A 25,619-nucleotide genomic window follows, 5' to 3' on the forward strand; every position below is an offset into this window, starting at 1 on the left:
TCGGCGAAGGTCTCGCGCAAGGCGTTCACCGCCCGGCAAACTGCGTGCCGGTGGCAGCGCCGCCGAGCCGGTACGCCGTTTGCCGGAGAGCACTAAGGAGATAGCGCATTGGATGAAATGACCCCCGACCATGCGGAGGAAGCACTGGGCGATCAGATCGACGACGCCGTGCCCTCGCGCGGCTATCGCATGCTGCCCGTCGTCGGCATCGGCGGCTCGGCCGGCAGCATCGAGGCCGTGGGCGAGCTGCTGCAGGCGATGCCTGCCGACACGGGCATGGCCTTCGTGGTCGTTCTGTACCTGCCCGCGGCGCACGAGCATGCGCTGGCGCAGGTGCTGGCGCGGTCCACCCGCATGCGGGTGGTGCTGGTCGGCGGCAGGGAGCGCATCGAGCCCGACACGGTGTATGTGGTTCCGCCCGGCAAGGCGCTGCGCACGCGCGGGGAGCTCATCGAACTGGCGGCGCTTCCGCCGGGCCAGGGCCGCCACATGGCGGTCGACTTCTTCTTTCGCACGCTGGCCGATACCCACGGGGCCCATGCCATTGCGGTGGTTCTTTCGGGCGTGGACAGCGACGGCACCATCGGCATCAAGCGCATCAAGGAACGCGGCGGCCTGACGGTGGCGCAGGAGCCGCAGGAAACCCGGCACAGCGGCATGGTGCAGTCGGCCATTGCCACCGGCATGATCGACTGGGTGTTGCCCGTGCGCGAAATGGGCGCGCGCATTCACGCCTACTACCGCATCGAGCGGCAGCTCAAGCTGCCGCCCGAGCAGTTGCCGGACGGCGAAGACGACGCACCGCCCGCGCCCGACGTGGACGAGGCGGCATTCCGCGAGGTGCTGGCCTTTGTGCGAAGCCGCAGCGGGCGCGATTTTGTCAACTACAAGCGGGCCACCGTGCTGCGGCGCATCGGCCGCCGCATGCAGGTAAACGGCGTGAGCGACCTTGCCGCCTACCTGGACTGCCTGCGCACGCGCCCCGGCGAGGCTGGCGCGCTGCTGCAGGACATGCTGATCAGCGTGACCAATTTCTTCCGCGACGGCGAGTGCTTTTCGGCGCTGGAAGGCATGGTGCACGAGCTGTTCCGCAACAAGACCTCGGCCGACACCATTCGCGTGTGGGTGGTGGCCTGCGCCACCGGCGAAGAGGCCTATTCGATTGCGATGCTGCTCAGCGAGCATGCCCGCATGCTGGAAAGCCCGCCGTCGATCCAGATCTTTGCCACCGACCTGGACGAGGACGCGGTGCGCGCCGCCCGCGAAGGCGTCTACCCGCTGGTCAGCGAGGCGGATGTCTCTGAAGACCGGCTGCGGCGCTTCTTCATCCGCGAACAGCGCGGCTACCGCGTGCGGCGCGAATTGCGCGAAATGGTGCTGTTTGCGGTGCACGACGTGCTGAAGGATTCGCCGTTCTCGCGCATCGACCTGGCCACCTGCCGCAACCTGCTCATCTACCTCAACAGGGAGGCGCAGGCCCGCGTGTTCGAGACGCTGCACTTTGCGCTGGTGCCCGGCGGCCGGCTGTTCGTCGGCGCATCGGAGGCAGTGGACGAGGACAGCCCGCTGTTCGCGGTGCTCGACAAGAAGCACCGCATCTATGCGCATCGCCATGCGCCCAAGGCCGCATTGCCGGTGCCCACCGGCCGCAGCAGCGCCGCGCTGGCGCTGGATGTCAAACGCGCGCTGCCGGTGATTCCGGGGGCGGCGTTCGCGCAGTTGCAGCGCAGCGCGCTGGCGCCGCTCTCCGACGGCCGCACCATGACCTGGGGCGAGCTGCACCTGCGGCTGCTCGACCGCCTGGCGCCGCCTTCCATCCTGCTGGATGCGGACCACGAGATGCTGCACGTGTCGCCCGCGGCAACGCCTTTCCTGCACTTCAGCGGCGGCGAGCCCTCGCGCAACGTGCTGCGCGCCATCGTGCCCGACCTGAAGGCCGAGCTGCAGACCGCGCTCTATCACGTGAACGAAAGGCGCCAGCCCGTCGAAGTGGCTCCGGTGCAGGTGCGGCTGGGCCAGGCCGAAGTCGAGGTGTCGCTGCATGTGATGCCGGTGGAAGAGATCGGCGGCGGGTTGCTGGTGCTGCTGCGGCAGGGCGAGCCCGCTGGCGAGCGCGGCAGCATCGTGGTTCCGCGTGTGGATGCGGAGCCCATTGCCGAGCACCTGGAGCGCGAGGTGACGCGCCTGAAGTCGCAGTTGCGCGAGACGGTGGAGCAGTACGAGACATCGACCGAGGAACTCAAGGCGAGCAACGAGGAATTGCACGCCATGAACGAAGAGCTTCATTCGGCGACCGAAGAGCTCGAGACCAGCCGCGAAGAACTGCAGTCCATCAACGAAGAGCTCACCACCGTCAACCACGAGCTCAAGAGCAAGGTGGACGATCTAGGCCAGGCCAACAGCGACATGCTGAACCTGATGGATGCGACCGCCATTGCCACGGTGTTCCTGGACCGCGAGTTCCACGTGACCCGCTTCACGCCCAGCGCGGTGGCCATCTTCAAGCTGATTGCCACCGACGTGGGGCGGCCGCTCTCGGACCTGACCACGCCGCTGGACTACCCGCAGCTCGCGGCGGATGCACGCAAGGTGCTGCAGACGCTGCAGCCCTCCGAGCGTGAAGTGGGCGACAGCGCCGGCAACTGGTACCTGGCGCGCGTGCGGCCCTACCGCACCATCGAAGACCGCATTGCCGGCGTGGTGCTCACCTTTGTGGACATCACCGATCGGAAGGAGGCGCAGGAGTCGCTGCGGCAGTCGCAAGAGCGCTTCAGCGCCATCGTCAACCAGGCCTCGGTGGGCGTGGCGCAAACCCGGCTCGACGGCGAGATCACCTTTGCCAACACCTGCTATCACGAGCTCATGGGCTACGGCGAGAACGAGCTTGCCGGCGTGAGCGCGCTCGACCTGGTGCACGCCGCCGACAAGCCGGCCATCTCGGCGCTGTTCGCGCGGCTGGCCCGGTACGGCGAACCGTTCCAGAGCGAGAGCCGCAATGTCCGCAAGGACGGCTCCTTCATCTGGCTGCACAAGAGCGTGACGGTGCTCACCGATGCGGGCGGCAAGCCCGATTCCGCGCTCATTGTGTGCAGTGACATCAGCGAACGCAGGACCGCCGAAGAAGCGCTGCGCGAAAGCGAGGAGCGCTTCCGGCTGATGCTCGAAAACGCTGTCGACTACGCGATCTTCTCGGTCGACATGGAGCGCCGCGTCAAGAGCTGGAACACCGGCGCCGAGCGGCTCCTGGGCTACACCGAGGCCGAGATCCTCGGCCGTTCGGCCGACATCATCTTTACCGAGGAAGACCGCGCGGCGGGCGCCCCGCAGGAAGAGGCCCGCACCGCGCTCAGCGCCGGCAGGGCGGCCGACGACCGGCTGCACGAGCGCAAGGACGGCTCGCGCTTCTGGGCCAGCGGCGCCCTCATGCCCATGCACAACGGCGAGGGCGCTGTCGTCGGCCTGGTGAAGGTGCTGCGCGACCAGAGCGAGCAGCGCGCGGCGCAGCAGGAGGTGGAGCAAAGCCGCGGCGAACTGCTCGATGCGCTGCGCGCCAACGAGGCCGCGCGCCAGGCGCTCGAAGCCGCCGACGCCGCCAAGGACCGCTTTCTGGCGGTGCTTTCGCACGAGCTGCGCAATCCGCTCGCATCGATCAGCGGCGCCGCCGAACTGCTGGCGCCCGAGGCGCTTCCCACGCAGGAGCAGGCGCGCGCCGCGCGCGTGGTGCGGCGCCAGGCCGCGGCCATGAAGGTGCTGCTGGGCGACCTGCTGGACGTGTCAAGCCTGCGCCGCGGCCGGCTGGTATTGCGCCGCGAGAGGGTCGCGGCGCAGAACATCGTCGATGCGGCGCTGGAGGCGACCCGCCCGCTGATGGAGCAGGGCCGCCACAAGCTCGAACTCGACATCTTCGCCGCCGAGATTCCGCTCGATGCCGACCCGATGCGCCTGACGCAGGTGATCTCGAACCTGCTGTCCAACGCAGCCAAGTACACGCCGGAGAGAGGCGAGATCCAGTTGGCGGTGCATGCCGATGCGGATGCCGGCCATGCGATCTTCACCGTCACGGACAACGGCATCGGCATGGACCCGGACACGGTCGACACGATGTTCGAGATGTTCACGCAGAGCGTGCATGCGCACGAGCGCTCGGCCGGCGGCCTGGGCATCGGGCTGGCGCTGGTGCGCAACATCGTCGAACTGCACGGCGGCACCGTCACCGGCGAGAGCAAGGGGCTCGGCCATGGGAGCCGGTTCACGGTGCGTATTCCGCTTGCGGAGCCGCTCGCATCCGAAGCCGCGCCGGGGCATGTGAAATCCGAGCCTGCCTCGCCGGCTGCTGCGGTGGAGGGCGCACCGCAGCGCGTGCTGCTTGCGGACGACAACGTGGACGCCCTGTGGGGCATGGCGCGCATGCTGTCGATCGCCGGGTTCAGCGTAAAAACCGCCGACAACGGGGTCGATGCGCTTCGGGTGGCGGAGCACTTCCGGCCCGATGCGGCCGTGCTCGACATCGGCATGCCCGGGCTCGACGGGCACGAGGTGGCGCGCCGGATTCGCGCACAGCCCTGGGGGCGCGGCATGCTTCTTGTGGCCGCCACGGGGTGGAGCCAGCCCGAAGACAAGCTTGCGGCGCTGGAGGCGGGGTTCGACGAGCACCTGGTGAAACCGGTGGCCGCGGCAGACGTTCAGCGCCTGCTGCGGGCGCGCGACGGGGCAGCGGCCGCGGGCGGCTGACGGCCCGGGGGACGCACCCCCAGGGCGCGCCGGGCATGCCGTTTGCCCTGAAGGAAGACACGTACTTTTTCGTGTACTTCTGCTGGTCAGGAATGCTGAACTCTGTTCCCCAAAACCAAGCCATTTTCATTGGCGCTTCCGTGGGCGGCGTCTATGCAATGCTCGATCTGGTCGCTGACTTGCCGGCCGATTTTCCTGCGCCCATTTTCTTTGTGCAGCACATCGGCGCCCACCGCAGCCACCTTGCCTCCCTGCTCAACGACCGCGGGCCGAACCGCGCCGTTGAAGCAAAGCAGGGCGACGTGGCCGCACCGGGCACCATCTACATTGCACCGCCCGACCACCACATGCTGCTCGAGGGCGGGGTGATTCGCCTGACCCGCGGGCCCAAGGAACACCATGCCCGCCCCGCCATCGACCCGTTGTTCCGTTCCGCCGCGCTGGATTGCGGCCCGCGCGCCGTGGGCGTGGTGCTTACCGGCAGGCTCGACGACGGCAGCGCCGGCCTGCGCGCCATCAAGGATTGCGGCGGCATTGCCGTGGTGCAGGACCCGGCCGAAGCGCATGAGCCCAGCATGCCGCAGAGCGCGATGGCCGCGGTGCAGGTGGACCACGTGGTCGGGCTGCGGGAAATGGGGCAGCTTTTGTTCCAGCTGGCGCAGCCGCGCCGCGAGCAGCCGGCTTGCGAGCCGTCGGCCGCGTTGCGCCGCGAGTACGCCGTGGCCTTGGGAGAGCGCACCGTGGAAAACCTGAAGGTGATCGGCGAGCCCTCGATGTTCAGCTGCCCCGACTGCGGCGGCGTGCTGTTCGAACTGCACGACAAGCACCCTGTGCGCTACCGCTGCCACACGGGCCACGCCTTCAGCGCGCGCAGCCTTGCCGCCACGCAGGAGCAGGTGACCGACGCGGCCCTGTGGACCAGCCTGCGCGCCATGCAGGAGAAGGAATCCATTTTGCGGCGGCTGGCCGAGGTCCAGAAGGCGGAAGGCGTGGGCAACGCCGAAGAATCGCTGCGCGAGGCCGACGAGCTCGCGGTTGTGAGCGCCGCATTGCGCAAGCTCACGTTGAAGGCGCCCAGCCCGGCGAGTTTCGACGCGAGCTGAGCCCTTCGTTCCCGCACCGTTACTTCTTTTTGGGCGGCATGGTGCCGTCGGCACCCGCGGGCAGCGCCGGACCTTCGCCCATGCCAAGCTCCGCGCCGGTGAGCGGATCGCCGTCGGGGCGCGACTGCGTGCGCGCCGCCATCTGCTGCAGCACCGGCGCATCCGCATCGCTGAGCTCCACCGTGGCCAGGCCGTCGCCGCCGTCCACCGGCCCCGACTCTTGCGTGACGGGCACGAAGTCCCAGCGCTCGCCCTGGTTCCAGGGGCCGCGCAGGTCCGCGTCGCTCTTGGACATGCGGAAGTACACGTTGGTGAAGCGCGGGTCGCCCGGCAGCTTGCCCGGCGGGAAGTTGGGCTCGATGGAATACAGCGCCTTCTCGAAGGACTTCTGGTGCGCGATCTCGCGTGTCATGAGAAACGTGAGCGCGTCCTTCACGCCCGGATCGTCGGTCAGGTTGATGAGCCGTTCGTACACGATCTTGGCGCGCGCCTCCGCCGCAATGTTGGAGCGCAGGTCTGCCGTGGGCTCGCCGATGGTGTCGATGTAGGCGGCCGTCCACGGCACGCCGGCGGAGTTGACCAGCGGCGGCCCGCCGCCGTAGAGCACCTGCGTGATGTGGCTGTCGTTGCCCGCGCCGGTGATGGTGCGGTACATCTCGCCTTGCTCTTCCACGCCTTCGGCCAGCCGCCCCTTGGCGCCCTTGTTGAGCATGCCGACGATGGTGCCGATGATCTCGAGGTGGCTCAGCTCCTCGGTGGAAATGTCGAAGAGCATGTCCTTGCGGCCCGGGTCGTCGTCGCCGAGCGCCTGGGTGAAGTAGCGGCAGGCCGCGGCCAGCTCGCCCTGCGGGCCGCCGAACTGCTCGAGCATGAGGTTGGCGAGGCCGGGATTGGTCTCGCTCACGCGCACCGTGTACTGCAGTCGCTTGTTGTGAGAAAACATGGGGACTCCTTGCGTTGGGTTGGGTCTGGGTCTGATGAATGAACGGCCGCGCCCTTCGGCACCACCGCACGTTTTTCGCGGCAAGCGGCGTGCCCCCCGCGCGTGCGGCAAAGACTGACAAGGCGTTGGGAAGCAGCCTTGCTTGGTCTCTGCGCACGCATCACAAACATCGGCCTTGTTTCTTTCACCAAACTTTTTTTTCGAGGAATCCACATGCCCGTCAAGAGCCTCTCCGACCTTTTCGTTCACGAGCTTTCCGACACCTACAGCGCCGAAAAGCAGATGACGCGCTCGCTGCCCAAGCTGGCCCGCGCCGCCACCGACGAGGGCCTGGCCTCGGCCTTCGAAACGCACCTGGAAGAAACGCGCGGCCAGGTCGAGCGCATCGAACAGATAGCCGAGCTGCTGCAGATCAAGATCAAGCGCATCAAGTGCGAAGGCATGGCCGGCCTGGTCGAGGAGGGCGATTCGCTGATCGACCAGATCGAGAAAGGCCCGGTGCTCGACGCCGCCCTGATCGGCGCGGCACGAAAGGTGGAGCACTACGAGATTGCGGGCTACAACTCGCTGTGCACGCTGGCCAAGAAACTGGGGCACACAGAAGCTGTCTCATTGCTCGAAGCCTCGCTGGCCGAGGAAACAGCCACGGACGGCAAGCTCAGCGCGCTGGCCGAGGCGCAGGCCATGGAAGAGGCCATTGCCGAGGAGTGAGCGAGCGACCCGGCTTTCCATGCCCGCACCCCGGCAAGGGGGCGGGCACGCCGTTTGCCCCGTGTGAGGTCGGCGCGCAGCGGTTGCGCGCACAGGCCCGCACTGTGTTCGCGGAGCGAAGGAAAGCATTCGATGAACGATCAAGAAGGGCGCATCCGCAGCCGGCGCGGCTTTGCGGGAATGGATCCCGAACGCCAGAGAGAGATCGCCAGGAAGGGGGCGCGCACCGCCCATGAGCTGGGCCTTGCCCACGAATTCACCCCCGAGGAAGCCCGCAACGCGAGGGCGAAGAGCCTGAGCGCGCGGGCCCAGGGAGCCGCGAACACGCAGCAGCAGGAGTAAGCAGCAGGCCCAGGCCGCCGCGGTCAGGCGATCGCGGCGCGCAGGGCGGAGGGCTCGAAGGTCCTTGCAAGCACGGCATCGAACCCGGCAATTCCGCCCTTGTCCTGCTGCTCTTGCGCCAGCGAGGAGCCCCACACGGCCACCATGCGGCCTTCGAAGCCGGCGTCTCGCGCGCGCCGGCCCATCGCCAGCCCCGAGCCGGTCGAGGTCCGCACGTCGACCACCGCGATTTCAGGCGCTCGCTTCATGAGGACGTTGTAGCCGCCGTCGCTGCTCGCGGCAAGGTCGACCTTGTAGCCCGCGTCCGAAAGAAGCCCACTCAGCACCGCCAGCAGCCTGGCGTCGTCCGACACGACCAGCGCTCGGCCGGGTTCGCCCGCGGCCCGCTGCGCATGGACGACGAGCTCGTTCATTCGGGCCGAGAGCTGGCGTACCTGCCTCGACACCACGACGGCCGCTTCGTGCAGCACGTCTTGCGGAAGTTCAACCCGGGCGAGCACTTCGCTCGCGGAGGAGATGGCGGCCAGTGCATTGCGCGCGTCGTGCACGCAGCGGCTCAGATCCTTCGGGTCGTCGACGATGGAATGTTGGGACATGTGAATCTGGAACATTGAAGGCGACACTTTCCATGGCATACGGCGTGCCCGGCGCGGAGCAAGGGCAAGGGCAAGGGCAAGGGCAAGGGCAAGGGCAAGGGCAAGGGCAAGGGCAAGGGCTGCCGCGCGTTCCGTTATTTGCCGCAAGGTTTACCGGCACGCAGGGCTCGGTATGTGGCTTACAGCGGCCTCGGCGCCAGGAGGACAAGGTGCGCCGCGGTGCCGGCCATCATGAATCGCAAACCCGCTGAGCAATGCTGCCAAGCCGGTATCCAGGAGTAAAGAATGACCCGTCCTCCCGAACAATCGCCCGTGAACATCGACCAGAACCGCGCCGTGGGGCAAGACAGTCCTGAAGAGGGAAGCGAAATCGGCCGCGAGGCGAACAAGCGCCATGGCTATCCGGGCTCGCGCGACATCGGCACCAACGCCTCGCAAAGCATGCAGGTGGGCGAGAAGCCGCCGCCCAGAGACGCGCCCAAGCCGCACAAAGGCGAGACCGATCCGGACAGGCGCCGCTAGGGCGAGCCGGCGTCTGCGGGGCTAGCCGACCACGGCCTCCAGGAACTCGATCAGCGCCTTCGACGGATCGTCCCGCGCCAGCGGAATCATCTCGATGCCCCACTGCGCGAGCACGGCCTGCTGCACCTCGTTGGCCGAAGGCGAGAACAGATAGGAAACCGGCTGCGCCACGTCGGGCACCGACTGCTTCCACAGCCGAGAGAGCTTGTAGAAAAGGTAGCGGATGTTCACGTCCGCCAGGCTGTACCCGATGAAGACCACCGAGCGCCCGAGCACGTCGGCGCGCAGCTTGATGTCCAGCGGCGACTCGAAGTCGAGCCGGGCGAAGTAGCTGCTTTCGTCGAGCACGATGGAGGCGTCGTCCTCCAGGTCGCCGTGGAACTTGATGATCTGCGTGACGCCCGGGTGCAGCTTGGCAAGGTCGGCAACGCTTACGATCTTGGTGTACTTCACCTTGTGGTGCTCGAAGGCGGTCTCCAGCCAGCGGTCGTAGTTGGTGGTGTAGATGATCGGGAAGCGGCCCTTGGCCAGCAGTTCGTGGATGCGCGAGCTTTCCACCCGGACGTCGCCGCGGTGCCATTCGCGGTCCATCCAGCTGCGCAGCGGGCCGATGCTGCCGTGCCGGAGGCGGAAGTACTCGGCCAGGGTGAGATAGCCGCCCTTGTCGCCGAAGGAGCGTGCATCGATGCCGAGCTCGCGTGCCATGTGCTCGATGAGCGCCGACCACGGCGGCAGGCCCAGCCCCATCGAGATGCCGGCGCCCACGAACAGCACCACCTTGCCGCGCCGATGCGCTTCGCGCAGCTGCGCGAGCTTTTCGTCGTCGGGCTTTTGCACTGCGGTGCGCGGCGGCGCGGCCCGTGGCTTCGAGCGTGGCTTGGAGCGCTTGGCGGTGCGTCGCGAAGGCGCGGTCGAACTCATGGAAAGCAATGCGTTGTGAATGGCTCGTGCAGCATGCCCGTGCGGAGCGCCGCCGCCTGTGGGCGCTATCCGACGGGGCCTGTGGGCGTCTGCTGGCGCGGTGCCTTTGCATGCAGCAGATGCTTGTGCCGTGTTCCACTTTTTACGGGGCAGACAGGCATGAACAAGGATTCGGTCAAGCAGATCCGGCCCGGCGCATTCTCGGAGTCGGTCGCGGGCGAAGAAGACCCGGGCGCATCGGTGGACCTGGTGCAGCCCCCGCCCATGCAGCCCGGCGACGAGGCGCCGCGCGGCGTGCCGGGAACCGGCGAAACAGTGTGCCGGCTGTGCGGCGGCAGCGGGCGCAGCAAGGGCGGCGAAACCTGCCCTGAGCGCGGCGGCACGGGCAAGGTGAACGTGGGCGTTGGTGGCGGCTGAGCTTGCGGCGCAGCGCTTCACCCGCTGCGATCGTCCGGCGCCAGGCGCGCCACCCATGAACCGATGCGCCCCCGGGAATAAGCCAGTGCGTGATAGAGCGACAGCGCGCCACGCGCCCAGCGCACGTAGAGCGAACGGCGGCCCGCCCATCGTGCGGCCGCGAACAGCCGCCTGCTCCAGCGCGTGATGGCGGCGCGCATGCGGTAGATGAGCTTGCGGCGCCAAGGCAACGCCCGGCCGGGGGGCACCCGCTTGACCGGTTGCAGGCCGCGCCGCCGCCAGCTGAGCCGGTAGGCCAGGCCTTCGCGGCGCTGGCGAAAGCCCGCTGCCTGGGTTTGCGCGAGAAACGCCGCATCGACAGGGGCCAGTTTCAGGCGCCCCTCCGCCATGGCGTTGGCGACGAGCTCGTGCAGCACCGGCGAACGGACGATCACCACGTTGGTTCCGCGTCCGTCCGACGCGTAGGGCTCCACCCATGCGTCGCCGAAGGAGATGTCCGCCGTTTCTGAAACCACGTCGTCGCAGAAATTGCAGGCCTCGTTCTGGAAGAACCCCGATCCCCAGTCGCCCTCCGCCAGGTGGAACCAGTCGCGCTGCACGCTGCGGCCGTCGCGCAGCACGAACTGCGCGGTGTACCAGTTGGCGGGCCGCCGCTCGTCTTTCAGCCGGTATTCCACGCTGCGGATGTCTTCGACGTTCACGCCCATCTGGTAGGCGAAGCTCTCGATCAGGCGCGCGCTTTTCATGTGGCCGCAAAACAGGCCCAGCGTGAACGCAATGCGCTCGCGCATCAGCGGGTCTTCGCGCCGCAGCAGCTGCACGGCCTTGATGAAGCAGGGCACGCCGACCACGGCATAGCGGCCAGGAACGGCGCGAATCGTCTCGAGCACCTCCGACATTTCCACCGGGTAGTAGCGCGACTTGGCGCCGGTGCCGATCTCCTCGGGCGTGCGCGAGAGGCCGTAGCGAAAGAAGCGGTCGCCGCCCGCGGGCAGCACATGGGCCACCGCATCCACCAGCCTGGCGCGCAGCAGCTCCGCAGCGGTCCAGCTGACCATGCCGCCGGAACTGCCTTGCGCGCGAAAGTTTTGTTCGTCGGCATGCCCCACGTAGGCGCCGTCGAAGCGGCCCACGAGCAGGTCGTCATGAACGGCAGCGGGGAACAGGTTGGCCGCGAGCTCGGTTTCATTGCGCGCTGCCGGAGAGAAAGGGCATGTGCGCGAGAAGGCAGCGGGGCCCTGACGCAGCCATGCCGCGGGGCCCTGGGGCTTGAGTTCGCCGTGCCCATCGAGCCGCATGCGGGGCGCTTCGCCGTCCACCGCGAAGGCAGCGGGCTGCTCGCTGCGCGACTGCGCGACGCAGCTGCCGCACCCGATGCAAAGGCCGGAGCGCACGATGCTGCCGGGCGTCAGCAGCGGCCGCGGCTCATGCATGGGCGCGCTCCCGTGCGAGGACATCCAGTTCTTCCTGCAGCGCGTGGTGGAGGTAGCTTGCCGACGAAGCGCGCAGGGCCGCAATGCGCGCCTCCACCGAAGACGCGAGAGCTTCGGACAACACCGCGTCACAGTGCGAAGCCGGCGTACCTGCATCCGCCAGATGGTGCTGCGCGCCCAGCGCAAAGAGCAAATCGTGGATCTTGATCGCGCGGTAGGCCGAGTTTTCGCACAGAAAGGGCTTGCGGTTTCGCAGCGCGAAGACGCAGCCGTGAAAGAAGTTGGTCGCCACCGCGTCCGCGTCGGCCATGAAGCGGGCGAAGTCTTCGGGACCGGCGGTGAGCCACTGGGTATCGGCCCAGTCGTTGCGGTAGCCGATGCTCACCAGGCGCATGTTGCGCTTGCGTGCCCACTCGCGCATGCGCGTCGCGAACCAGTCGCTGAAGTTGTGGCCATACACGGCCACGTGGCGCGGCGCCTGCCCGCTCTTGCGGGGCCGCTCGCCGGATTCCGGCGGCGGTGCGAATTGCAGGCAAGGGTCGAGCACCAGTTCGGGCGTGTGGCCCAGTGCCTTGCCCAGCAGCGCGCGAGAGTTGGCATCGCGCACCGACACGCTCTGAAAGTTGTGCAGCATGCTTGCCCACTGTTGCGGCAAACCTTGCCCCGCCGGGTAGCTGCCGAAGCTTGCCGCATACGCAACGAGCCGCTTGGCACGGATCCGTTCGCCGAAGAAAAGCGGGCAGCGCCCATACCAGGGATGGGCAAGGTTCCACACCTCGTCGCTGCCGACCACCACGGCGTCGAATGCCTCCGCGCCCTGCGGGTTCTCCAGCGCAAACGGGCGCGAGAGCGGGAGCGAGGCGATCGATGCCAGGAACTTGCGCGTCTTGTGCGCATAGAGCTTGCGGTCCGCGGGAGGAACCGGGGTGGGCAGCACCGGCTGAAGGGCGCAGCGCCACTCGGCCATGTTCACGCGGTGCGAGTGATGGTCGAGCAGCACGGCGCGGTGGCCCATGTTTCGAAGCGCTTGCACCAGCAGGCGCGCCTGCCAGTAGGAGCCGTAGTTGATGCAGCGATGAAAGGTGAGCACGCCGATGTTCATCGGCTGCGCTGCGGAGCGCGCGGACGAATGCGGTGCCAAATGCGCGGACGAACGCGCGGACGAGTCGAATGCGAGGGTGAGGGCGGGCGGTTGCATCGCTCCGACGCTAGGCATGGCACCGCGGGCGATGCGTCGGACGACGTGCCGTCGGCCGGTGCGCGCACCCTATGGCGATGGCAATCGTCCTACTTGCCGGGGGGCGGTGCCCCGTGCGCGCCATGCGGCCCGCTGCCGGTGGGGTCCGCAAGCTGCACCGCCTTGCCTTTTTGCCAGCTGTCCGCGCCTTCGGCGATGGCAGGTGCGGGAATGTCTTCGCGGTTCTTTTTCTTCTCGGCGGAATCGACGCCGAAGCGCTTGTCGCGCTGCGCCACCATGTCGGCGTTGGCTTGCCCGTCGGCGGTGAATCCCATCATGAGCTGCGGCACGCCGGTAGGGAGTTCCTTGTGCATGTCGGTGTGCCAGGTGTGAAAGGTCTTGCCGTAGGTGCCGATGAGCTTTTTCATGAGCTCGTGTTCGGCGGCCTGCGGAATGCCGGGCGCGATGAGCTGGCCGGACTTCACCTCGTGCACATGGCTGTGCCACAAGGCCTTTTCTTGCGGCGGCAGCGACTTGAAGAGTCGCTCGCTCACGATGTATTCGACGCCCATGATTCTCGCGTTCTTCACATTGCCGTCGTAGATCACGCACTGGATCAGCTCTTCGTTCAGCACCGAGCAGTAGTGGTGCGCTTCCATCTGGGCCTGCATGTTGCCGCTGTAGAAATGAAAGCCGTCCAGGTAGGCGTTCAACGCATCGAGCGGCGGCTTGTCCTGCAGGGCGGCGGCACCGGCTTCGAGCGTGGCGGTTTTCGCGCTCTTGCCGGCACCCGGCGAATCGACGCTGGAACCGGTGTTGCTGCCGCCGCACGCCGTGAGCAGCGCGCCAAAGGCAAGCGGAAGGAGACATCGCAAAGGCATGGCTTGCATGGTGGGTTCTCGATAAGGAGAAGAGAAAACCGCGACCATGCGCCGCAGGCGTCCGGCGGCGGCAAGATGCAGCCGACGCGGTGTGTAGGAACAGCGCGAAAACCCTGCCACCTGCACGCTTGGCCGGCCCGCACGCCGCAAACCGCGAAAATCAGGGAAAAAACCGACCGCAAACCCGGAATATGGCGGCCGCAAGGGGCAGAATTTCGGGATCGAATGCCGCGCGCGGCAGGCTCCGGGGCGCTGGCCCCGCAATGACCTTTCAATGCCCAAATCGAATCCGCCTTCGCCTTCTTCCGCCGATGAACGCAAGCTCACGCCCAGCACGCTGAGTTTTCCCGTCATCGGCATTGGCGCCTCCGCGGGCGGGCTGGAGGCGTTGATACGCTTCTTCGAGCAGATGCCGGCCGATGCGGGCATGGCGTTCGTCGTCATCCTGCACCTGTCGCCCCGGCACGAGAGCAATGCGGCCGAGATACTGCAGCGCTCCACGCAAATGCCGGTGATGCAGGTCACGCAGCCGGTGCCGGTCGAGGCGGACCATGTGTACGTGATTCCGCCCGGCGTCGAACTGACCATGAACGACGGCTACCTGCAGGCCGCGCCCAGCGAGCGGGTGAAGGGCCAGCACCTGGCCGTGGACGTGTTCTTTCGCACCATGGCCGAAGTGCACAAGGAGCGGGCCGTCTGCATCGTGATGTCGGGCACCGGAAGCGACGGCGCGGTGGGGCTCACGCGCGTGAAGGAGCACGGCGGCATTGCGATGGCGCAGTCGCCCGAAGACGCGGCGCACGACGGCATGCCGCGCGCCGCCATTGCTACCGGCATGGTCGACATCGTGCTGCCCGCGGCCGAGATGGGCGAACACCTGGTCGAGCATTGGCTCAACGCGCAGCGCATTCGCATGCCCTACGGCGGGCAGGCGGAACTCCTTCATGAGACCGACACGGGCGAAGCGGCCAAGCGGGCAGAAAAAGCGCTGCAGGAAATCATGGGCCTGTTGCGCACCTACACGCGGCACGACTTTCGGCACTACAAGCGCGCGACGGTGCTACGCCGCATCGAGCGCCGGCTGCAGGTGAACCGACTGGCCGATCTGCCGGCGTACCGCAACTTTTTGCACGACCATCCCGAAGAGGCGGTGCCGCTGCTGCAGGACATGCTCATCAGCGTGACCAATTTCTTTCGGGACCCCGGAGCCTTCGAGGCGCTCGAGCTCGATGCGCTTCCCAGGCTGATCGAGGCCAGGCAGCCGGGCGAGCAGGTGCGCGCCTGGGTGGCGGGCTGCGCCACCGGCGAGGAGGCCTATTCGCTGAGCATTTTGCTGCGCGAGCAGATCGACAAGCAGGCCAAGCCGCTCGACATACAGATCTTTGCCACCGACATCGACGGGCGGGCGATTGCCACGGCGCGCAGGGGGCTCTACGCGCAGGGCATTGCCGAAGACATCTCGGCGTCGCGGCTGCAGCAGTTCTTCGTGCCCGAGCAGGACCAGTACCGCGTGACGACTTCGGTGCGCGAGCCGGTGCTTTTTGCGCTTCACAACCTGCTGCGCGACCCGCCGTTCTCGCGGCTGGACATCATCTGCTGCCGCAACCTGCTGATCTACCTGGACCGTGCGGCGCAAGCCCATGTGCTGGAGATGTTCCGCATTGCGCTGCGGCCGGGTGGCTACCTGTTCCTGGGCACTTCGGAATCGATCGATGCGGTGGGCAGCCTGTTCACCGCAGTCGACAAGAAGAACCGCATCTACCGCGCGAACCCCGAATTGCCGACCGGGCGCCACATGCCGCTCATCAGCGATACGCCGTTCAAGGCGGGCTCGCCCGACCCACTGGAAGCACTGCGCTCGCCCAAGCGCCCCGAACGCCTGAGCTTTGCCGAACTGCACCAGCGCGCGCTCGAGCAGTTCTCGCCGCCGAGCGTGCTGATCAACAGCGAGCACGAGGTGCTGCACCTGTCCAGCGGTGTCGGCCGCTTTCTGGAGCGCGCCGGGGGCGAGCCGTCGAACAATCTGCTGAACAACGTGCGGCCCGACCTGCGGCTGGAACTGCGCACCGCGCTCTTCAAGGCCGCGCAAACCTCGCGCAGCGTGGAAACGCGGCTGGTGCAGAGCCGGGGCGACGGGCGGCAGGTGTTCCTGAACATCACGGTGCGCCCGCTGCAGCAGAAGGAAAACGAAAAAGAAGGCTCGCCGCAACTCACGCTGGTGGTGTTCGACGAGGTGGAAGACAGCATGCGCCCGGAAGGCGGCGAGCCGGCCGACGCGGCGCGCGAGCTGCTCATCGGCCAGATGGAAGACCAGATCCGCCAGCTCAAGCTGCATCTGCAGGAAACCATCGAAGGCGCCGAAACCTCGACCGAGGAACTGAAGGCCTCCAACGAGGAACTGCAGGCCATCAACGAAGAGCTTCGCTCCGCCACCGAAGAGCTCGAGACCAGCAAGGAAGAGTTGCAGTCGATGAACGAGGAGCTCGTGACGGTGAACTTCGAGCTCAAGATGAAGGTGGAAGAGCGCGGCCACATCAACGACGACCTGCAGAACCTCATCACTTCGTCGGAGATTGCCACGGTGTTCGTGAGCCGGGGCATGCACATCAAGCGCTATACGCCGCATGCGAGCAAGCTGTTCAACCTGATTCCGTCGGACCTGGGGCGTTCGCTGTTCGACATCACGAGCCGGCTCAACTACCCGGAGCTTGCGGAAGACACGGCCTCGGCCTTCAAGGACCTGCGCATTACCGAGCGGCACGTGACCAGCGTGGACGGGCGGCATTTCATGGCGCGAATACTCCCGTACCGCACGGCGGAAGACAAGATCGAAGGCGCGATCCTGAACTTCTTCGACATTACCGAGCTGCGCGCCGCGGAAGAGAGAGTGCGCGCGGGCGAAGAGCGGTTGCGCATGGTGGCCGCAACCACGCGCGACTTTGCCATCGTCACCTGCGACGACCAGGGCCAGATCACCACTTGGAACGCCGGCGCCCAGCGCATCTTCGGCTACAGCGAGGAAGAGATGATCGGCCGGCCGCTGGCGGTGATCTTCACCGCCGAAGACCAGGCCAACGGCGTGCCCGAGCGCGAGATGCGCCGCGCGGTGGAGCTGGGCCGGGCCGAAGACGAGCGCTGGCACCAGCGCAAGGACGGCAGCCGCTTTTTCTGCAGCGGCGTGACCACGCCGATGGAGCCCGCCGCGGGCGGTGGCTTTGCCAAGATTGCGCGCGACATGACGGGCACCAAGCAGCATGAGCTCGCGCAGGAGCACCGACTCTTCAAGGAGAAGAAGGCCAGCCTCAGCGCGCAGGCGGCCAACGAGCTGAAGGACAAGTTTCTTGCGGTGATGTCGCACGAACTGAAGCAGCCGCTCAACCTCATCCAGATGAACGCCGAGCTGCTGATGCACATGCCGGCCACCGCGGAGGTGCCGGCGGTGCGGCGGCTGGGCGAAACCATCAAGCGCGCCGTGGCCAGCCAGACGCGCATCATCAACGACCTGCTCGACCTTTCGCGCATTCGCACCGGCAAGCTGCGGCTGAACCGCGTGCCCGTGGACCTGGGCGAGTTGGTGCAGACCACGGCACATGCCGCAGTGAACGACGTGGCCGGCAAGAAGCTGGCGCTGGATTCGAACTGCGAGGCCGGCGTGCTGTGCAACGGCGACCGCATACGCATGGAGCAGATCGTGTGGAACCTGCTCAGCAACGCCGTGAAGTTCACGCCCGACGGTGGCAGCATCATGGTGCGCGTCACCGCCGACGAGAGCTTCGGCAAGCTGATCGTGGCCGACAGCGGCTGCGGCATTGCGCCGGAGTTTCTGCCGCATGTGTTCGGCATGTTCAACCAGGCCAGCAGCGACGCGACGCCTCCCAATGGCGGCCTGGGCATCGGCCTGGCGCTGGTGCATGAACTGACGCGGGCCCATGGTGGCCGCGTCGAAGTGCATTCACCGGGGCTGGGCCTGGGGGCCGAGTTCAGCGTGTGGCTGCCCCGCGTGGGGGCGGCGGTAGAAGCGGTGATCGAAAAAGCCCCGGCCGAAGTGAGCCTGCGCGGCTGGCGCGTGCTCGCGGTGGACGACTATGCCGACGCGCTGGCTCCGTTTGCCGAGGTGCTGAGGCTCGAGGGCGCGATTGTCGATATTGCGCCAAGCGCAAAAAAGGGCCTGGAGCTGCTCGAATCGAATGCCTACGACCTGCTGGTGTCCGACCTCGGCATGCCCGAGATGGACGGCTACCAGTTCATAGCCGAAGTTCGGCGTCGGCCGGAGACGCGCGAGCTGCGCTCCATTGCCATGTCCGGCTTTGGCCGGCGCGCCGATGCACGCCGCGCGCTGGAGGCTGGGTTCAATGCGCACTTGCCCAAGCCCGCGTCCATCGACGAACTCAAGGCGGCCATCGGCAAGCTGTGAGCGTTTGCGTGTGTGTGCGGCTCAGGCGCCGTGCCGCAGCAGGAAGCCGCTGGCAGGCGCGATCCATTCGACCTCGCCGCCGGCCTGCACGGCGGCTGCACCCATTGCGCCGGTGAACAGCGTGCGCTCCTCGGGCAGCAGAAACTGAAGCGCGGCAGGTGAAGCGTCGCCCGGGGCCGATTGGGCCACCAGCGTGGCGCCGCCCATGTCGAGCGATTCGCCAGGAGAAGGCCACAGCACCACGGCACCAGGCCACGACGATCGCAGGCTTTCTAGCGCTTTCTCGGCAGCCGCTGTGCGCGGCGCGGTCGAGAGCAGCCATCGCACCTCTCCCGGCGCTGCGTTGCGCAGCAGGTCGCTCGGCGCCGTGCCGTGCAGCAGCGGGGCGATCAATGCCCACGCGCCGCTTTCGCCGCCGACAAAATAGCTGTTCGAACCCGGCTCCGCCGACGATGCGCCGGCGCTGTCCGTCACGCGCCGCACGCGTGCGGACAACTGCATCACCAGGCCGGCCTCGAGTGCATAGCGCGCATGGCCGGTGCCGTCTGGGTCGAGGCGGCCGATTTCCTGGTAGGCCGGCTCGTCGATGTTTACCGCGCGTCGCCCTGCGGGTCCGTCGGCAAGGCGGGGCATGTTCAGCACAATGCCGGCCAGGCCGCGCGCATGGGCCATGCAGCTGGCGGTGGTTTCGAATGCGGCCAGCTGCTCGAGCGTGCGGCGCGTCACGTTCATCAGCTTGAGCCCGCGGTCCGGATGCACCGCATCGGCCGGCTTGAGCCACATGTGTTCGACGGTTTCGCGGCCGTCGGGTTTCACGCTTTGCCCGGCCGGCATCTCCGCGATAAAAAAGCGGGTGTCGAACCGGCGCGGCATGCCGGGCGGCGTAAGCCAGTGGCTGAAGTAGGCGAGCCGGTCGACCGCGAGCCGCCAGCCTTGCGCGTCGCACATGGCCAGCAGCGCGTCGGTGCCTTGCTCTGCGGCGTGCCGCATGGCGTCGAGGCGCGCGGCGGGCAGCCGGTCGAGTTCGACCACGCGGTCTTCGGCATCGCAGGCGAACAGCACGCCCGCTTCCTCGAAGCATTCGCGCACGGCGGCGGCGTAGTAGTCGAGTCCGCCTTCGGCCACGCCGAGCCGCCTGCTCGCGCCTGCGTCATCGAGTCCCTTGCACATCAGGTGCAGGCTGCGGTCGTGCGTATCGACCACGCCGCCGGGGAACACGCTGGCGCCGCTGTTCTGGTCGTCGGCTTTTTCAGCACGGCGCAGCATCAGCACTTCCATGCCGTTGGCGCCGTCGCGCAAGAGGATCAACGTGGCCGCAATGCGGATGGGGCGGGGTGCTGGCTGCGGCGGGCTCGCCGGGGCCGTTGCCGATGGCTTGGCATTCATGGGCGCCGATTGTCGGCCAACCGGCGCCAGGCTTTTCGCTGCACTTTCGCTTCAGTCCTTGGGTGTCAACTGTCCTGCCGCGCCGCCGGCGGAAGAGTTGGCGGACTTGCCGAGCGATGCGCCTTCGTTGACCTTGGGCGTGGCAACCGGGCCTTCGGATTTCTTGGCAACGGGCACCCCCTGGCTCGTTGCGGGCTGAACGGTGCGCGGAGCGCGGGTTTGCTTTTGCTTCGATGGGCTCATTCATGCCTCCTGAACGGACCCACCTTAACTACGCCTCTGCATGCTGATGTCGGACAGCCTGCATGCCGGCGTAGGACGCGGCGCGAACATGGCCTAGATCGCGCGCTGGTTCACCCGCTTGGCAAGCTCTTCGGCGCTTTCCCGGCGTTCGCTGTAGCGGTCGACCAGGTAGCCGGCCGTATCGCGCGTGAGCAGGGTGAACTTCACGAGTTCTTCCATCACGTCGACCACCCGCTCGTAGTAAGAAGAGGGCTTCATTCGCCCGGCTTCGTCGAACTCGAGAAAAGCCTTGGCAACGGAGGACTGGTTGGGAATGGTGAGCATGCGCATCCACCGCCCGAGCACGCGCAGCTGGTTCACCGCATTGAACGACTGCGAGCCGCCCGACACCTGCATGACCGCAAGCGTCTTGCCCTGCGTGGGCCTCACGGCGCCCATGCTCAGCGGAATCCAGTCGATCTGCGCTTTCATGATGCCGGTCATCGAACCGTGTCGTTCTGGCGAGCACCACACCATGCCTTCGGCCCATTGCGCCAGGTCGCGCAGCTCCTGCACCTTGGGATGGTCGTCGGGGGCGCTGTCCGGCAGGGGCAGTCCGGCCGGGTTGAAGATGCGCGTCTCGCCGCCCATGGCCTGCAGCAACCGCGCGGCTTCCTCGGTCAGCAAGCGGCTGTAGGAGCGGTCGCGCAGCGATCCGTACAGCAGCAGAAAGCGCGGTGCATGGCGCGCCGGCGGGTTGCTGGAGAGGCGCTCGCGCGAGGGCCGGTCGAACAGGGCGGCATCGATGTTCGGAAGCTCAGGCAGCGGGTTTGACACGGCGACCCTCCGCATCGATGACGACTTCGCCGTCTTCCTTGGTGAAGGGGGCCTTCTGCGGCGAAGGAAGAATGTCGAGCACTTCTTCGGATGGGCGACACAGCCGGGTGCCCAGGGGTGTGACCACGATGGGCCGGTTGATCAGGATGGGGTGCGCGAGCATGAAGTCGACCAGTTGTTCGTCCGTCCACTTTGGATCGGCCAGCCCGAGTTCGGCATAGGGTGTTCCCTTTTCGCGGAGCAGCGCGCGGGGCGGCATCTTCATGGCGGCGAGCAGTTCGAGCAGCGTCTCCTTGCCGGGCGGCGTCTTCAGGTATTCGACGACGCGGGGCTCTTCGCCACTGTTGCGGATCAGTGCCAGCGTGTTGCGCGAGGTGCCGCACGCGGGGTTGTGAAAGATGGTGATGGATGAGGTGGGCGATTGCATTCTTGCAATTATGCAACTATTATTGAACTATGGAAGAGCAAGACATCGTCAAGTCCCTGGCCGCACTGGCCCAGCCCGTGCGCCTTCAGGTGTTTCGCGCGCTGGTGGTGGCGGGCCCCGCGGGCCTCACCCCCGGCGCGCTGGTCGATGCGCTGGACGTGCAGGCCACCAGCCTCTCGTTCCACCTCAAGGAACTGACCCATTCCGGCCTTGTGACGCAAGAGCGAAGCGGCCGCAACCTGATTTACCGCGCCGCCTTCGAGCAGATGAACGCGCTCATCGGCTACCTCACCGAAAACTGCTGCCAAGGCGAGGCTTGCCTGCCCGCGGCGGCCCAGGCTTGTGAGTGCTGAAATGAGCGCCCATGCCGCTACGGCCCCTGCATCGTCCGCACCGCCACCGGGTATCGGCTTCTTCGAGCGCTATCTCACGGTGTGGGTTGCGCTGTGCATCGTGGCCGGCATTGCACTGGGCCAATGGCTGCCCGGCGTGTTCCACGGCATTGCGTCGCTGGAGGTGGCCAAGGTCAACGTGCCGGTGGGAGTGCTCATCTGGGTGATGATCATCCCGATGCTGCTGAAGATCGACTTCGCGGCGCTCGGGCAGGTCAAGGCGCATTGGCGCGGCATCGGCGTTACGCTGTTCATCAACTGGGCCGTCAAGCCCTTTTCGATGGCGCTGCTGGGGTGGATTTTCATTCGCCATGTGTTCGCGCCGCTGCTGCCGCCGTCGCAGCTCGACAGCTACATCGCGGGCCTCATCCTGCTGGCGGCCGCGCCGTGCACGGCCATGGTGTTCGTGTGGAGCCAGCTGTGCAAGGGCGACCCGTACTTCACGCTCTCGCAGGTGGCGCTCAACGACGCGATCATGGTGGTGGCCTTTGCGCCGGTGGTCGCGCTCTTGCTGGGCCTCTCGTCGATCACCGTGCCATGGGACACGCTGCTGACTTCGGTCGGCCTGTACATCGTGGTGCCGGTGATCATTGCGCAGTTGCTGCGAAAGCAACTGCTCAAGAAGGGCACGGCGCACTTCCAGGCGGTGGCGGCGCGGCTCGGTCCGTGGTCGATCTCGGCGCTGCTGCTCACGCTGGTGCTGCTGTTCGCCTTCCAGGGCGAAGCCATCATCGGCCAGCCGCTGGTGATTGCGCTGCTCGCGGTGCCCATCCTCATCCAGGTGTTCCTGAATTCGGGCCTGGCCTATCTGCTCAACCGCAAGCTGGGCGTGGCGCACTGCGTGGCCGGTCCGTCGGCGCTGATCGGCGCCAGCAACTTCTTCGAGCTTGCGGTGGCCACGGCCATCAGCCTGTTCGGCTTTCAGTCGGGCGCCGCGCTGGCGACGGTGGTGGGTGTGCTGATCGAAGTGCCGGTGATGCTGCTGGTGGTTGCCGTGGTCAACCGGTCCCAGGGGTGGTACGAACGAGGCACGAAGAAGGCCTGAGCGGAAGGGTGCGATCGCAGCCGTGCTTGATGTGCCTCTTAGCGTGCGTCCTCATCGCCCGCCCATCACCGGCCCCTGCTGCTGGTTGGCTTGCGCTGCGGCCTGTGTCCGAATCTCGCTCATTATTTGCTCCCGCTGCTGGTCGGTTCGCAGGATGTGCTGATCGCTCTGCTGAACGTTGGGTGCGGGCTGGCTGATGTCCATCTGTGCTGGCACGGCAAAGAGCGAGCGGGAGGCGAAGACCACCGACGTGTCGCCAATATAAATACCCGACAGGTCTTTCTCCGTAATTCTCGACCGGTGGCAGGCGGCCGTGCCTTGGGCCAGGCGTTCTTCGGAGGTGCCCTTCGGGAGGAGGTCTTTGAGGGTGCTGTACAGCGCATTTTGCGGATGACTCGGGTCGCTGAACTCGCGCAGCAACGGGCGGCTCGTGTCAGGCACGGCAGCGGCTGATATCTGCTTGCCGTGCGTACCAGCCTCCAAATCTTGCCGGCTGTCTCGGCCTTGCGCGAGTTGTGTCGTCCCAGGTTGATCGCGCTGATCCCTCTCATCGCGCTCATCCCACCGCGCCAGGCCGTCGTGTCCGCGCTCTGCAGCCATGCGTGCCATCTGCTGTCGCGTCGCGGCCAATTCGGCCTGCGCCGCAACGGCCTGGGCCTGTGCCGCAGCCGCCTGGGCTTGCGCTGCGGCCACCTGGGCTTGCGCCGCCGCAATGGTTGCGGCATCGCCCTGAGGGTTCGAGTGCACCGGGGCCGCCACTGAGGCGTGGGTTGTCGGCGAGTGCATCGCCTCGGCGCCAGCGGCCGGCCGCGCAGCGCTGACATGCGCTTGTGCCACAGGTGCCTCCTCCAGCAAACGCCTTGGCGAATGGTCCTGTGCGCGCTCCTGCGTGCGCTCCACCGAGGGCTGTGGCAGCTTGGGCTCGTTCTTGAACCGCTCCCTGTCCTGCGCCAGCGCAATCTCCAGGTCGCGCATATGGGCCTGCTCCTGCGCCAGGTGCATCCGGTACAACGGGCTGCTCTTGTCCATCTGGGATGTATCCAGCTTGCCCACGGGCCGCAACGAGCCCGGCGAAATCTGCTCGGGTTCGTCGCGGCGCCGGTGCGCCTCGGCAAAGCTCATGCCGCCTGGAGTGGGCACGATGCGCGATTCATGCGTGGTGATCTGGGGAATGGGTTCCTGCTGCGCAGGAGCCTGTGCAGGCGCAGGCGTCCTGAACGAACCGGGGATGACGTGGACAGAGCCCTCTTCGTTCGGTGCGGGGTTCTGCGGCGCCGCACTTTGCAATTCCGTGCCATCGGCCGCGTAGTTTCGAACGGCGGTTGCCGACTGCGTGACGTTGCCCGCACCATCGCGCCGGGTGATGGTCTCGGTTTCGGTGTAGTGGCCGGTTGCGTCATCGCGAGCCCAGATGGTCGTGTGGGCCCTGCCTTCATGAATTACCGTTGCGGCCTGTCCCAGAGGCGAGCCGTCGGGAGCGAACCCGTCCTCGACGGATGGGCCGCCAGCCTTGGCGGGTGTGCCCCCGGCTTGCTCCATGACACCCGTCTCGCGGTTGAGCGTCCAGTGAACGCCGCTTTGATAGTCGCTGGTTGCCACCAGGCGAAAGCCGTCTGGAGACGCACTGTGGTTCTCGTAGGTTTTCTCGCCGAGAAGCTCGCCGCGCGCTCTGTCGACTTCCTGCACGATGCGGCTGGCGGAGCCATCGGCATTGCGCACGTCCAGGATGTTCAGGGCCTGGCCCGGCTCGGGCGACCGAGCCCAGGTCTGGGTGGCGTTGGCACCGATGGCGGAGGGCGTGCCCCACAGCAGGCCGTTGAGGCCCATGCTGTTGGTCGACTGGATCTCGCTGCGCGCAAATGCTTCCCGCAAAGCTTCGCGCTGCTGCTGGGCGACCTCTGCCCGAGCCTGGGCCAGTTGCGATTCGAAGCCCGCTGCCCGAAGGTAGCTGCCGGTGAGTTCGGCCGCCCTGGCACCGCTGACGACCTCCACATAGCGACTGGGCAAGGCGGGGTTGTCCTGGATCGAGAACCAGGTGTATTTGCCTTCGATCTGCACCAGCGCGTACTGGCTTCCGTCCGACGTGGTCACGGCCGGTGTCAGTGCCGTGTCATTGGGTAAGGTCAGCGGCGGGCCGAGCTTGTCAGGAGTGTCGCCGCCCGTCAGGTAGGCGCCGAGGGACTTGGCGCCTTGAGCGCCAACGAAGGCGCCGAACCCGCCACCGACAAGGGCGCCTATCGCACCCACAAACGGTCCTCCAAGTGCCGAGCCAGCGGTGCCAAACGCTTTCGCACCAGCTGCAGCTCCAGAAGCTTGCCCTGCGACCCCTAGCCCTTCTGTGGCAGTCTCAGCTCCATTGCCTTGCACAACATGTTGGCCAACGTTGATCGCGTCATTGAAACCTCCTACCACCGTAGCCGCCGACACGATGCGGCCTGCGATGAGCGTCGCAGAAGATATGCCGACCGAGGCGCTTGCAGCGCCATGCTTAATGCCAGATACGACAGCCGATGGTCCGTCGGAAAACACTTCTACCGTGTCAATGCGTTGACGCGGCATCGCCGTACTGAGAATGGCGGCGTTGACTTCGAAGCTGCCGCCGTGGGCAATCGCTGTGATCGATCCTTCACTGAAAAGAAAAATCTTTCCAATTTGGACCGTTGAACTCTTATCGAACTTGGGCTCGGTCATCGCGCTCCCTCCTTCATATTTCGGGGTATGTACCCAGTGATCCATCCTGAAAACAGGACAAGGAAGCCGGCACCAAACACAGCTGATCCAAAGACGTACACCGAACTCCCCCAGAAGCTACGTCCGAATGTGGTGCCCAACATCAGCCTTAATTGCCGGTTTGTTACGTCTTCCATCCAGTACATCCACTGTGCACACACAACGATCGCCACACAGATAGACATGAGCCCGATTGCCTTGAACAGCGGCATGGCCCACATGGCGTAGCCGCGCTTTCGCCCGTCCCACACCAACAAGAGCGAGATTGCAAACAGGATCGGATTGCCGGCCCACAGCACTGAGAAATAGAAGGGCGGTTTCAATTCTGAAGTGCAACACACTCGAGCCTGAAGGGGAGAGCTTGCATGAACAGAAGTTACGAACAGTTG

The 25,619-nt window shown here is 66.6% G+C and carries 21 protein-coding genes; 9 read left to right on the plus strand and 12 right to left on the minus strand.

What is annotated here, in order from left to right; all coding sequences use genetic code 11:
• Nucleotides 1-117: 117 nt before the first annotated feature.
• Both V9L21_RS16850 and V9L21_RS16855 read left to right on the plus strand, forming a co-directional pair.
• On the plus strand, nt 118-4,731 hold the full coding sequence (locus tag V9L21_RS16850; protein WP_337313795.1) for a PAS domain S-box protein: 4,614 nt from the start codon (nt 118-120) through the stop codon (nt 4,729-4,731).
• Nucleotides 4,732-4,823: 92 nt separating this feature from the next.
• Nucleotides 4,824-5,834 (plus strand): chemotaxis protein CheB, encoded by a 1,011-nt coding sequence (locus tag V9L21_RS16855; RefSeq protein WP_337313753.1) that lies wholly within the window; start codon nt 4,824-4,826, stop codon nt 5,832-5,834.
• Between the two features lie 19 nt (nt 5,835-5,853).
• Here the strand turns inward: V9L21_RS16855 and V9L21_RS16860 are convergent, their stop codons facing one another.
• On the minus strand, nt 5,854-6,777 hold the full coding sequence (locus V9L21_RS16860; RefSeq protein WP_337313755.1) for a manganese catalase family protein: 924 nt from the start codon (nt 6,775-6,777) through the stop codon (nt 5,854-5,856).
• 213 nt (nt 6,778-6,990) lie between these two features.
• On the opposite strand from V9L21_RS16860, the gene V9L21_RS16865 reads away from it, so the two are divergent.
• Nucleotides 6,991-7,488, plus strand: coding sequence for a YciE/YciF ferroxidase family protein (locus V9L21_RS16865; protein ID WP_157613264.1), 498 nt, complete (start codon nt 6,991-6,993; stop codon nt 7,486-7,488).
• Between the two features lie 132 nt (nt 7,489-7,620).
• Complete coding sequence (locus V9L21_RS16870) at nt 7,621-7,830, plus strand: KGG domain-containing protein (protein ID WP_337313759.1); 210 nt, start codon at nt 7,621-7,623, stop codon at nt 7,828-7,830.
• A gap of 23 nt (nt 7,831-7,853) precedes the next feature.
• Here the strand turns inward: V9L21_RS16870 and V9L21_RS16875 are convergent, their stop codons facing one another.
• Nucleotides 7,854-8,426: a hypothetical protein gene (locus V9L21_RS16875; protein WP_337313761.1), complete on the minus strand. Its 573-nt coding sequence runs from the start codon at nt 8,424-8,426 to the stop codon at nt 7,854-7,856.
• Nucleotides 8,427-8,711: 285 nt separating this feature from the next.
• Here V9L21_RS16875 and V9L21_RS16880 point away from each other — a divergent pair, with 285 nt between their 5' ends.
• Nucleotides 8,712-8,948 (plus strand): hypothetical protein, encoded by a 237-nt coding sequence (locus V9L21_RS16880; RefSeq protein WP_337313763.1) that lies wholly within the window; start codon nt 8,712-8,714, stop codon nt 8,946-8,948.
• A gap of 21 nt (nt 8,949-8,969) precedes the next feature.
• On the opposite strand, the gene V9L21_RS16885 is transcribed toward V9L21_RS16880, so the two are convergent.
• Nucleotides 8,970-9,869 carry an SIR2 family NAD-dependent protein deacylase gene (locus V9L21_RS16885; RefSeq protein ID WP_337313765.1) on the minus strand — a complete coding sequence of 300 codons (900 nt, stop codon included), beginning with the start codon at nt 9,867-9,869 and terminating at the stop codon, nt 8,970-8,972.
• 159 nt (nt 9,870-10,028) lie between these two features.
• On the opposite strand from V9L21_RS16885, the gene V9L21_RS16890 reads away from it, so the two are divergent.
• Nucleotides 10,029-10,286 carry a hypothetical protein gene (locus tag V9L21_RS16890; protein WP_337313767.1) on the plus strand — a complete coding sequence of 86 codons (258 nt, stop codon included), beginning with the start codon at nt 10,029-10,031 and terminating at the stop codon, nt 10,284-10,286.
• Between the two features lie 17 nt (nt 10,287-10,303).
• Here V9L21_RS16890 and V9L21_RS16895 read toward each other — a convergent pair whose 3' ends face one another.
• The 3 genes from V9L21_RS16895 to V9L21_RS16905 form a co-directional block, all read right to left on the minus strand.
• Complete coding sequence (locus V9L21_RS16895) at nt 10,304-11,743, minus strand: Coenzyme F420 hydrogenase/dehydrogenase, beta subunit C-terminal domain (protein ID WP_337313769.1); 1,440 nt, start codon at nt 11,741-11,743, stop codon at nt 10,304-10,306.
• The gene (locus tag V9L21_RS16900; protein WP_337313771.1) at nt 11,712-12,917 is read right to left on the minus strand and encodes a polysaccharide pyruvyl transferase family protein; all 1,206 of its coding nucleotides are present in this window, start codon (nt 12,915-12,917) and stop codon (nt 11,712-11,714) included. Before V9L21_RS16900 ends, V9L21_RS16895 begins: the two co-directional genes overlap by 32 nt.
• Before the next feature lie 89 nt (nt 12,918-13,006).
• Nucleotides 13,007-13,786 carry an OBAP family protein gene (locus tag V9L21_RS16905; protein ID WP_337313773.1) on the minus strand — a complete coding sequence of 260 codons (780 nt, stop codon included), beginning with the start codon at nt 13,784-13,786 and terminating at the stop codon, nt 13,007-13,009.
• Nucleotides 13,787-14,051: 265 nt separating this feature from the next.
• Between V9L21_RS16905 and V9L21_RS16910 the strand changes: the two genes are divergently transcribed.
• Nucleotides 14,052-18,191, plus strand: a complete 4,140-nt coding sequence (locus V9L21_RS16910) for a chemotaxis protein CheB (protein ID WP_337313775.1) — start codon at nt 14,052-14,054, stop codon at nt 18,189-18,191.
• Nucleotides 18,192-18,212: 21 nt separating this feature from the next.
• Here the strand turns inward: V9L21_RS16910 and V9L21_RS16915 are convergent, their stop codons facing one another.
• The 4 genes from V9L21_RS16915 to arsC all read right to left on the minus strand — a co-directional run bounded on the left by V9L21_RS16915 (nt 18,213) and on the right by arsC (nt 21,063).
• Complete coding sequence (locus V9L21_RS16915; protein WP_337313777.1) at nt 18,213-19,577, minus strand: NUDIX domain-containing protein; 1,365 nt, start codon at nt 19,575-19,577, stop codon at nt 18,213-18,215.
• Nucleotides 19,578-19,628: 51 nt separating this feature from the next.
• A complete protein-coding gene (locus tag V9L21_RS16920; RefSeq protein WP_337313778.1) occupies nt 19,629-19,820 on the minus strand; it encodes a hypothetical protein in 192 nt (63 codons plus the stop codon).
• 93 nt (nt 19,821-19,913) lie between these two features.
• Nucleotides 19,914-20,651: an arsenical resistance protein ArsH gene (gene arsH, locus V9L21_RS16925; RefSeq protein ID WP_337313780.1), complete on the minus strand. Its 738-nt coding sequence runs from the start codon at nt 20,649-20,651 to the stop codon at nt 19,914-19,916.
• Nucleotides 20,617-21,063 carry an arsenate reductase (glutaredoxin) gene (gene arsC, locus V9L21_RS16930; protein ID WP_337313782.1) on the minus strand — a complete coding sequence of 149 codons (447 nt, stop codon included), beginning with the start codon at nt 21,061-21,063 and terminating at the stop codon, nt 20,617-20,619. The genes arsH and arsC overlap by 35 nt, the downstream gene beginning before the upstream one ends.
• A gap of 29 nt (nt 21,064-21,092) precedes the next feature.
• Here arsC and V9L21_RS16935 point away from each other — a divergent pair, with 29 nt between their 5' ends.
• Together V9L21_RS16935 and arsB are read left to right on the plus strand one after the other, a co-directional pair.
• Nucleotides 21,093-21,416: an ArsR/SmtB family transcription factor gene (locus V9L21_RS16935; RefSeq protein WP_337313784.1), complete on the plus strand. Its 324-nt coding sequence runs from the start codon at nt 21,093-21,095 to the stop codon at nt 21,414-21,416.
• Between the two features lies 1 nt (nt 21,417).
• On the plus strand, nt 21,418-22,500 hold the full coding sequence (gene arsB, locus V9L21_RS16940) for an ACR3 family arsenite efflux transporter (protein ID WP_337313786.1): 1,083 nt from the start codon (nt 21,418-21,420) through the stop codon (nt 22,498-22,500).
• 51 nt (nt 22,501-22,551) lie between these two features.
• On the opposite strand, the gene V9L21_RS16945 is transcribed toward arsB, so the two are convergent.
• The gene (locus tag V9L21_RS16945; protein ID WP_337313789.1) at nt 22,552-25,191 is read right to left on the minus strand and encodes a hypothetical protein; all 2,640 of its coding nucleotides are present in this window, start codon (nt 25,189-25,191) and stop codon (nt 22,552-22,554) included.
• A partial coding sequence (locus V9L21_RS16950) for a hypothetical protein (RefSeq protein WP_337313790.1) occupies nt 25,188-25,619 on the minus strand: 432 nt, incomplete at its 5' end. The genes V9L21_RS16945 and V9L21_RS16950, both read right to left, overlap by 4 nt.

The sequence above is a fragment of the Variovorax sp. CCNWLW235 genome, assembly GCF_037204085.1.
Lineage (GTDB): Bacteria > Pseudomonadota > Gammaproteobacteria > Burkholderiales > Burkholderiaceae_C > Variovorax.